This window comes from Okeania sp. SIO3I5 (assembly GCF_010672085.1).
Lineage (GTDB): Bacteria > Cyanobacteriota > Cyanobacteriia > Cyanobacteriales > Microcoleaceae > Trichodesmium.
Map to the genome: position 1 here is coordinate 1 of NZ_JAAHHT010000309.1, position 9,803 is coordinate 9,803.

General features: G+C 36.9%; 10 protein-coding genes and 1 pseudogene. 4 read left to right on the forward strand and 7 right to left on the reverse strand.

All coding sequences use genetic code 11. The features are described 5' to 3' along the window. A partial coding sequence (locus F6K40_RS36085; RefSeq protein ID WP_293143747.1) for a hypothetical protein occupies positions 1-415 on the forward strand: 415 nt, incomplete at its 5' end. Positions 416-557: 142 nt separating this feature from the next. On the opposite strand, the gene F6K40_RS36090 is transcribed toward F6K40_RS36085, so the two are convergent. Then, on the reverse strand, positions 558-1,148 hold the full coding sequence (locus F6K40_RS36090) for a phycobiliprotein lyase (RefSeq protein ID WP_293143750.1): 591 nt from the start codon (positions 1,146-1,148) through the stop codon (positions 558-560). A 379-nt stretch (positions 1,149-1,527) separates the two neighbouring features. Here F6K40_RS36090 and F6K40_RS36095 point away from each other — a divergent pair, with 379 nt between their 5' ends. Next, entirely contained in the window at positions 1,528-1,698 is a 171-nt protein-coding gene (locus tag F6K40_RS36095; RefSeq protein WP_293143753.1) for an NblA/ycf18 family protein, read from the forward strand. 285 nt (positions 1,699-1,983) lie between these two features. Beyond that, on the forward strand, positions 1,984-2,229 hold the full coding sequence (locus tag F6K40_RS36100) for a hypothetical protein (protein ID WP_293143756.1): 246 nt from the start codon (positions 1,984-1,986) through the stop codon (positions 2,227-2,229). A 507-nt stretch (positions 2,230-2,736) separates the two neighbouring features. Here the strand turns inward: F6K40_RS36100 and F6K40_RS36105 are convergent. From F6K40_RS36105 to F6K40_RS36125, 5 genes and pseudogenes are all read right to left on the reverse strand, one after another. Continuing rightward, positions 2,737-3,501 (reverse strand): RNA polymerase sigma factor SigF, encoded by a 765-nt coding sequence (locus tag F6K40_RS36105; RefSeq protein ID WP_293143759.1) that lies wholly within the window; start codon positions 3,499-3,501, stop codon positions 2,737-2,739. Positions 3,502-4,432: 931 nt separating this feature from the next. After that, a complete protein-coding gene (gene psbO / locus F6K40_RS36110) occupies positions 4,433-5,263 on the reverse strand; it encodes a photosystem II manganese-stabilizing polypeptide (protein ID WP_293143762.1) in 831 nt (276 codons plus the stop codon). A gap of 734 nt (positions 5,264-5,997) precedes the next feature. After that, positions 5,998-6,225: pseudogene (locus F6K40_RS36115) on the reverse strand (transposase); the annotation flags it as partial. Positions 6,226-6,533: 308 nt separating this feature from the next. Next, a complete protein-coding gene (locus tag F6K40_RS36120; protein WP_293143768.1) occupies positions 6,534-6,866 on the reverse strand; it encodes a hypothetical protein in 333 nt (110 codons plus the stop codon). Between the two features lie 19 nt (positions 6,867-6,885). Next, the gene (locus tag F6K40_RS36125) at positions 6,886-7,080 is read right to left on the reverse strand and encodes a helix-turn-helix domain-containing protein (protein WP_293143771.1); all 195 of its coding nucleotides are present in this window, start codon (positions 7,078-7,080) and stop codon (positions 6,886-6,888) included. Between the two features lie 609 nt (positions 7,081-7,689). Between F6K40_RS36125 and F6K40_RS36130 the strand changes: the two genes are divergently transcribed. After that, complete coding sequence (locus tag F6K40_RS36130) at positions 7,690-7,989, forward strand: VHS/ENTH/ANTH domain-containing protein (RefSeq protein ID WP_293143774.1); 300 nt, start codon at positions 7,690-7,692, stop codon at positions 7,987-7,989. Between the two features lie 8 nt (positions 7,990-7,997). On the opposite strand, the gene F6K40_RS36135 is transcribed toward F6K40_RS36130, so the two are convergent. Continuing rightward, positions 7,998-9,176: a calcium-binding protein gene (locus F6K40_RS36135; protein WP_293143776.1), complete on the reverse strand. Its 1,179-nt coding sequence runs from the start codon at positions 9,174-9,176 to the stop codon at positions 7,998-8,000. Positions 9,177-9,803: the final 627 nt, after the last annotated feature.

The window sequence follows — 9,803 nt, forward strand, 5'->3', positions numbered from 1 at the left end:
AATTTTCACTATCCATCACCTCTTGCGGGGTGCTTCAGCAAATGAATTTATTATTGCTCTATACGCAATAGAAGAAATTTTCACTATCCATCACCTCTTGCGGGGTGCTTCAGCAAATGAATTTATTATTGCTCTATACGCAATAGAAGAAATTTTCACTATCCATCACCTCTTGCGGGGTGCTTCAGCAAATGAATCTATTATTGCTCTATACGCAATAGAAGAAATTTTCACTATCCATCACCTCTTGCGGGGTGCTTCAGCAAATGAATCTATTATTGCTCTATACGCAATAGAAGAAATTTTCCCTATCCATCACCTCTTGCGGGGTGCTTCAGCAAATGAATCTATTATTGCTCTATACGCAATAGAAGAAATTTGCACTATCCATCACCTCGACCGTGGTGCTTCATAAAATGAATTTATTCCCTATACGCAATAGCTTAACGCAGTGAAATATTTGGGATAGGCGTTGCATTACATTTGATTAACGCACCCTACTAGACTGGGAATTTAACTTCTGAATTCTAAATTCTAAATTATAAATTCTGTTATACCTACCAGCCAAAAGCAGAATAAAATTGTTTAGTATCCTGAGATGTTTCTGAGTCTGAGTCTGAGTCATTTTCTTCTACTCGAACTTCCGTGCAAAAAGTAGAAGTATTAAATCCACCAAACCGCTTCACTGCACTACTTCGCATCCTCAGATTAGGACTAGGAAACCAGAATCTTTCAATAGAACTCATAGTTTCATATTCCGTAATTAGATTTAGCCCATCTTCATCATCCATCTCAAACCGTCCCACCACTGGGACAATTTCAGCATACCCACGCTCTCGCAACATTCTGCCTTTTCTGGGATTTTCTGGGTCAGGAACAATAGCAAATACAGTTGACCCCTGATGATTTTCATCATCTTTATCCCAGGCCATAGAACCATCCCAAATTACAAAAGCTCCTCCAGCAGCCAAACTTGGGTCAATTTCGTGCATTTTGCAGATTTCTACTATTTTTGGATCTTTAGCATCCAAGCTAGTTACTTGAATATCTGAGCTGCCCATTTCTGCTTGTCTAAAGGCCAAGTGATGAGTTGTCCGTTGCGATCGCCACTTACCAGCACTTCTTTGAAAAAATTCCATTGCGTCCATTAACCAGTCCTCCACTTTTCAACTTCTTATAACATTAGTCCTAACCTAATTTTAACAGAAGTCATAAGTTATAAGTCATAAGTCATAAATTAAATTTTTAGCAGGGACTGTATTGGATAGACACGAAAATCTGCTAACTAACCAGACGACTACTATATGTATAACTTCTAGCTTCTATTGAAACCCCACCCTTAAGAACAGGGTTTTATTAAATTAATGTTAACTTTTGTGGAATAAATTAATTTTATAATCTACATAATGGACAGTATGTCAAGCAAATGTTACGATAATTTACATATTAGGAAAGATATACGTTTAGCATAGTGATGGCCTTAAGATAGAGGCCAATATCTATTATCTAAATAAGGAGAAATTAACTATGGAAATGCCTAGCAGTTTAACTATGGAGCAACAGTTCAAATTACAAGTTCTACGGGACGAAGTTAAAAACTTGAGTCGGGAACAGGCCCAAGAATATTTAGTTGAAGTGTTGCGACAAAGTATGGTTAAGGAGAATATATTCAAGCACTGGATGAAAGGCAAAATCTAATCTATGCCTTTCAATCAAGACTGGAATATAGTCGTTATAAAAAAACAACCCCACCCATATCTATAACTTGGGCGGGGTTTTTCAATAATTAATAATTAACGATTAATAATTAATAATTACCTTTTCTGTAATATAAGGATTGACTAAAAAGAATTTTTTTTCTTTTTTATGCATGAATGTAGAGGCTTTATACCTTAATTTTTCGGTAATAGTATGTTTGAAAATTCAGTAGTTTTCAGATAAAATTTTAGACTATGGAAAATAGGTTTATTTTCTCTACAAGTTATGTGGCAATTATATGTCATATTTTCAACATCCGATGGACATTCTATTAAACAAAATCTCAATGAATATCAATTATTAACCTATCCCCACGAAAATGAATCTGAATCTATCGAAATACCAGAAAAACTGCCTCCAGAAATTTTAGCCGAATTTGAGGAGAGATTGAAAAGTGAAACAAACCCAAATCTAGAAGTTTTAGCAGCACTTGAGGAATACAAAAGTCAATTAACGCAAATTAAAGAGTAAAAATGAGATTAGACATTAGGCGTTGATAATAAAATTGTCTTGTCAATGTTTAATGTCTAGAAATTTTATACTGAATGTCTAGATAAAACTTTTACCCCCCTAGTTTTGCTTTACCAATAAGGTAAGAATTTCCAGGAGTAAAGCAAAACTAAAAACTCAAACCAAAAATGATATTATCCATTATTAAGCTTTGCTGAATCAAAGTATAAAAATCAAAACTCAATCATCTGAAGTATTTTTCATTCAATAGTAAAAGCGATCCCTGTAGGTATGAGTCGCGCATTATCAACAACAAATACAAATCATACCCAAAATTAGCAAAGCCCATTATTTGATTTTTCAGAGTTGATGAAATTACCCTAAAGTTTCATAAATCATTTAGTTTGCTATACAAGTGTAGCACTATAGTTTTTAGTTAATTAACATTATGTGCAGGGTATTTGGTAAATGCCTGAATAATTCAATTAGTTAGTTAAAATATTTTAACTTTAATTTGGCTATTAATTACTATTCCATTATCTTTTGCAGAGATTTTAAACCCTTCTTGACTCTCCGAGAAACAGTAACAGCACTAATTCCCATTCGTTCAGCCGTTTCCTTCTGAGTCAAATCACACAGAAACACAAACTCCAAAACCTTACGAGTACCCTCTTCCAATTTAGCCAATGCTTGCTGTAAACGAATTTGGTCTTCTTGAGCTAACTGAAAACTACGATATTGGTGATCCGGGAGTAATTCTCCCAAAGAAGTAGCTCCATCAGCTTCATCTTGAACTGGAGCATCTAAACTCAGAGGGGCACGGTTACGACAGGCCACTTGAATTTCATGCCACTGATCTAAAGAAATATCTAAAGCAGAAGCTACCTCTAAATCTGTAGGTTTCCGCTTTAACTTAGCTCTGAGGTCTTGTATGATTTTTGTAGCCTGCCGGTCCATCGCTAACCAATTTCTGGGGATGCGTACAGAAGGACTTTTATCTCGTAGATAATGCTGAATTTCACCTCGGATATAAGGAGTAGCAAAAGAACTGAAGGCTCGTCCTTTAGAGATGTCAAATCGTTCAATTGCTCGAATTAATCCAATACAACCTACTTGGAGTAAATCATCGTAGGTTTCCGTACATCGATTTAACCAATGATAAACTTCCTTTCTTACAAGTCCAACATTTAGTTTAACTAATTGGTTCCGGAGCTTATGAGAAGGAGACTGTTGATACTGGCGCAACAGTTCTAGATTTTCACTTTTTTGTTCTTTAGTAATGGTGGTAGACATAGCTATATTATAATTTTGAGAGCCAACCACTTATGGTAGATTAAATACACATTAATATTTATAGACATATATTACAATAAATGCTGTGAGTTTAGGAATGCTAGACTGTGATATTAAACACAACTGTTTAATTAGAGTTTTAGTTCAAACTGATTTGTAGTTTTTATAACTTATGCTTTTCAACTTTAGAGTATGTGTAACTAATTTTGGATAGCTAATTAGGGTTTGCTGAAAAAGTCTTGTGGTAGGGGTAGGAGTCAGGAGTCAAACGTTGCTTAACTTTCAATTCTTGAGGCATAAGACTGGAATTATAGCAAGTTTGGGATGATAAAAAGCATTTGTCATCCCAAAAAGATTAAAATATTTCACCGAAAAATTGGGGTAGTTACCGAATAATTAAGGTTTAAAGCCTCTCACAAGCAAGGAGAAAAAAGCGGTCGTTTCGCTTTCCTACAGAATGCTAAAGCAAACGCGACATAAAAAGCGGAGCTTCCCGAAGGGTGGGATGGCGTTTAGCTAGCGCAAAACTTTCCTGAAGGAATGCTCCGTAAACGTTAACGCTACGCGATATGAAAAGCGTTCGCGGCTCTGCATTCTTCGGGTCTCCTTTCCCTCCGGGACGCTACGCGCACTTCGGAGCTTTGCGCTAGCAAACGCCATATCCAATCAACCAAGAGAAGAAAAAATTTTCCTTTTATTCAATCCTCTTCCTTTTAGGGAGAGGTAATTATCAATTATCAATTATCCATTATCCATTATCAATTATCCATTATTGAAGCTTCCTCTTTTTAGGGGATAAGAATATTCCTTATTTCAATCCCGATGGTGAGCGCCAGATGTACTGATAACTGATAACTGATAACTGATAACTGATAACTGAAATAACCCCCGACACAATCCAAGATTGTGTCGGGGAAGTATGTCAATTAGCCTAAGAAACTGTGTCTACCCGACCGTAAAAATTACCACGAACTTTAACTTCTACAGCTTCTTTTGCACCTAAATCTGTATCAGAAGGCTGAACCGCTTCAAAGAAGCCAACAATTTCACCTGTTTCCCCATCTACTTTAGTAATTTGAAGGGACATCTCACCAGCTTTGAGAAGAGTATCTGCTGACTTAACATTAGCTTTGACAAACTCTTGATCGTCTGAACTAGCTGGTAAAGCTACTGCATTATCATATCCTGAAGTCACACCACGACCTTTCGGGTCTAAGAAACTAGAGCCTCGGTATGAAGGAACATTATATATTCCCTTAAAATCAGTAGAAGTATTGAGAGCAGTAATACCAGGCTGGCTCTTAGCACTAAGTCCTTTGATTGTAAATAAAAATGGAACTTCTTCTCCGCCTGGTAAAAGAACAGTTATGGCTTGGAAGTCAATACCATATTGTTCCTTAAATGTCAAGGAATTATCTTCATTAAAGACAAGCTCACCTGTTATTTGTTCTAAGGTAGAAGTATAACGTGTTAATTTTCTGCCTTCGACAAATTCTGCTTTTTGGCGTTTGTTAGTTGGTTCTTCTTTAACGAAATAGGTAGTTGGTTGCAAACACAAATCTGTCAAAATGTAAGACCCATCTTGGTCAAGAGCAATAGAACCACGAGCAGTTTCTGGTAACTCAGGACAGTTGTTGGCCAACCCAGTATTGACAATATCTTCGTAAGTAAGTGGTTTATCACTATCAATGCCTTCTGAACAGGCAGTTAAAAAACTCAAACACACAGCTAATAGTACAGCAATTAAAGCGCGATACCTCATTGTTAACCTCAAGATTCAACATTCAATATTTAACATTGCTACTGCGTAAACATATAACGCAGTATGAGTAATCCAGTTTTAGATTTTAGATTTTATGAGAAAGTAAGGGCAATTTAGGATAAAGTTATTCTTCACATTCTTAATTTGCTTGGTGTGAGAGTAGATTTATCTTTATTTATTAACCCAAAATAATATTTTACATTGCTGGTTACTTTTTCTTGACATACTCCCGACGTTGCGTAAGCGCAACATAACGAACGCGGGATTCTTCAGCCATAGAAACCCTGGCCGCTGCGCATGACAGAGGTGATGTCCTCCCCCTGTATTGATAATAATCCTACCCACCCCCATCCCCTCCCGGGAGGGGAGCTAGAGGGGTGGGTGAGTTATAGTCCCTATCTAACTCTTGACCACATTTTGGCCATGAATGCCAGCGCTATGATCAGCTTTTAGGGACTTTATTCAAACATTCCCAACAATACTGAGATGTACCTTTTGGATCTACGCGTGATAATTCTCTTGCCTAACTTCCAGGCAACATACTCTAGAATATCAAGAAATTGATAAGTTGCTGCATCTTGGAAAGACTTATTCAATCCTGATTTGGCTGATTGTGAATTGGGTAAGAATTGACCATTGTCACCTAATTTAGCTTTACAACGTCTGACTAAATGTGCTAGGAGTAGGTTTTATACAAAAATCACACTTACATCTGAAAACAGGTGATATGCTAACTAGAATTGCCAATTCAAACGTTGTCTAGCTATTAATTGATGCAGTTTAGCTATTTTATGTTTGAGAATTTTCCAACACTTAGAATGTTTGGGTTTTTTAGCTAATCTTGCTTGTAGTTTGGACAAGCGATGCTCAGAGAATCTGAACAACTTAGGCACTTCTAAAAACTCACCATAACTCGTCACAGCATAGTGTAACAATCCTAAATCAATACATGCATGAGTTTTCTCCTGGTGGGCTGAATTTCTGCACGCCTCAAAGGCACACTTTGATCTTCTATAGTGAAGCTAATATACCATCCGGAGAGCTTCACGGATTACTGCACCTGTCTTAACCTTGAATCCTACTGGTATTTTGCGATTGTATACTAAGGGGACTAAGCCAATTTTTGGTAAATTTACACAATACCTACCGTTAGCATTTTTAACAATATTGGTATTTGATAACTGAGGATAACTTAAGGAATTATAATAATGTTTCCCTTTGAATTTCGGTCTACCACTCGTCTTACCATTTTTATCAGGTAAGGCGCAAGTTATCCATCGTAGTTTGTACGCGCGCTTATCACATCTTGCAATACCTGGGAGTGGATAGACTTGTATTCGGGGAAAAGTTTTTTAGTGTGTGCTAAGTTTGCTAACTGTACTGTTTCCCAAGCTACATAACCATTTATTATGTTGGGATGTTTGTCACCTTTTCTAGTTATCGGATGACCAAAAATGTCCTTTTTTCTACCCCATAAGGGTTTGTATCCTAAACTCGGGAATATGCGTGGTAAATTCGTTGTACGGACGTTCGCATTTTCGTGACCGCCCAACTCAACAAAAATGCGTTTCATGTCGCTCCGCGTTAACGTTTGCGGTAGCATGACCTAGGAAAGTTGTGCTTTAGCTAAACGTCCCTACTGAAACATTAACAGGATAAGCATTAACTGGTGTGCGCGTTGCTTCAAACCAGTTCAACCTTTCAGCCAAACGGTAATTATATTGCCGTCGGGCTAATTCCAACCAATCCAACCAATTAGCAATAATTACCGCTTGACTTTTATGGGGTTTTAGCTTGTACTTGTATTGTAGTAGCATGGCAGAATCTACATTTCTAGAGTAGTCATTCTAATGGCCGTGTGAGAAATTGTCAATAGCTATAGTAGAATAACTATTAATATGTATATTCTATAAAGAGAAAATGCCTGATGAACAACAGAGGTCAGGCCCTGCTTTCATCATATATGACGAGTTTAGTTGTCCTGTGTCATGTAGTGTTATAATTAAAAATAATTTAACTTTCCTGGCGGGAAGTCCCGTGCTCTCCATCCCCCCTAACCCCCCTTTGGAAGGGGGGAGGGGAGCGTCGGGATGAAAGCCTGGTCCCGGATTCGGATACCTTCATAAGCTAAACGTTCATATGCCCAAGACACAAGCTAGGAGCATTTTGTTATTATCAATGTTAACACAGGGGGAGGACATCACCTCTGTCATGCGCAGCGGTCAGGGTTTCCCAGACGCTCAGAATCCCTATTTTTCCCGTAAGGGCAACGTCGGGAGTATGTCAAAAAAAAAACCAACCACTAAACCTAGACTAAGCTATAGTTGAATGTCTAGGAAATTTTGAGAAGTCCCCGCACCTTTAGTTCGGGGAGTATCAATCTGGCTTTAGTCTGAGGATTAATCAAGTTGCTCTTAACTGGTAATATGAACACAAATACAGAAAATGAGTCAACAAATTTACATAGTGATTTACAATCATTAGCAGATTTAGTAAAGGCTATAGCTGAAAATAATCAGGACGATCCAATCGCAATCTTGGCTATCCTAAGAACTCTGGAACTCCTACATCAGGAACTCAGAGAAGGTTCATTTCAACAAACATTGCCAGATAATCGTCAGGCACTTTACAACTTACTCAAAGATATTGAAACAAAGGGAGGTTGGCCTTATATTCCTAGATTAAGATTACGCTATCTGTTGGAAAACTGGTCTGATAATTCTTAATAATTGAATTATACAAATTCACCAGTATTATTAGAATCAACTTCAGGTAAAGGTTGACTAATATCTACAAAGTCTTCTTCTGAAATTATGGAAGCTGGAACATTTACCAATATTGCTAATAATCTGCCATTATCAATGGTGATTAATGTGTCTCTGAAATTTAAACCAGTTCCTTGTTGAAAAGTTAAATCTTCAAAAGTCAAGTTACCACTTAAAGCCAAGAAATCTTCTAAGGGATTAAAATCATTAATTACATCAATATTACCTAGTTCTCCAGGTAATACAAAAATATCCGATCCTTCTCCACCAGTTAACGTATCTTCTCCCCCTTCTCCAAATAATATATCGTTACCTCGATCGCCTAGCAAAGAGTCATTACCATCACTACCTTGAAGGGTATCATTATCTTTTCCCCCGAACAATGTATCATCACCAATACCACCAATAACTAAGTCATTATTTGAATCACCAAAAAGAGAATCATTCTCTTGTTCACCAAATATTGAATCATCACCTTTTCCACCACGAAGATTATCTACATTGTCTCCACCAAAAATTTGATCGTTACCCCTATTACCATTAATAAAATCATTGCCAATAATTCCAAATAGCAAATCATTACCTGATTCACCAAATATAGTATCATCACCACTACCTCCATCTAAAGAGTCATTACCATCACCACCCAAAAGCGAATCGTTACCTATACTGCCATGACCAATGTCGTTTCCTTGGTCGCCAAATATTACATCATCATCAAGATTTCCAAATAGACTGTCATCCCCTTGACTACCTCTTAGTGTATCGTTGCCTTCTCCTCCAGTAACTAAATCAAATCCTTGATTACCAATTATTGAGTCATCTCCAGTTTCTCCAAATAAAGAGTCGTTGCCATCTTCTCCTGCTAGAGAGTCATTTCCGGGACCTCCTTCCAGACTATCATCTCCAGGACCTCCTAATGCTGAGTCTCGTCCATCTTGTCCTTGTAAGAAATCGTTATCTTCACCACCAATTAAAAAATCAGATCCAATACCACCAAAAATTTCATCTTCTCCTTGTCCTCCGTCTTGAGTATCATCTCCTCCTTCACCAAAAATAGTGTCATTTCCACCAAAACCTTCCATTAGGTCAGGTTCTGGAGAGCCAATTAATAGATTATCATTGTTATCTCCTGAAATATTTGCCATATTTTCAATATACCTACATTACTACTAATTTTCTTGGTTAAAAAGTAAGAATTATAGAAAAACACAAAAATTTTTTTGCTGTTTGAATCCCGTTTTTGTTCATTTTTTGCGCTAGATATTAGCGCTCGTTATCCAGTTTGCAAATAGTTATCCTTACAGGTTACTTATGACTTAAAATTTCACTATTTTGTTTCCTTTGAATCAAAATCAGATGAGTTTTTCTAATCTAAAAAATTCCATAATGACAAGGTACAAAATTCGTTTTTTTTAGGGAACACTTAACTGGAAATAGAGAATACAATAGAAATAAAGATAGTTGTACCTCATTAGTCTGAAAAAGGCTATAATTATTTAACTAGCTATTTATTAAAGACTTATATCCCGTCATTTCATTTATCAGTTATCAGTACCTCTATTAAATCAGGAAGCTTCAAATACGGAATCTTCTTTTCTCAAGGGGAGATTGGATTTGCTGAAGTAACCCATCTATCTCATCCTACTGGACTGTTTCATCTTAAATGGTGCAATAGGCTTTTTTCTCCCTTACCACCTTGTCTTCCTTGTCCTCCTTGTCTTCCTTGTCTTCCCACAACCTAAAATAATCATGCACAGTTTTAGCTGAAACAG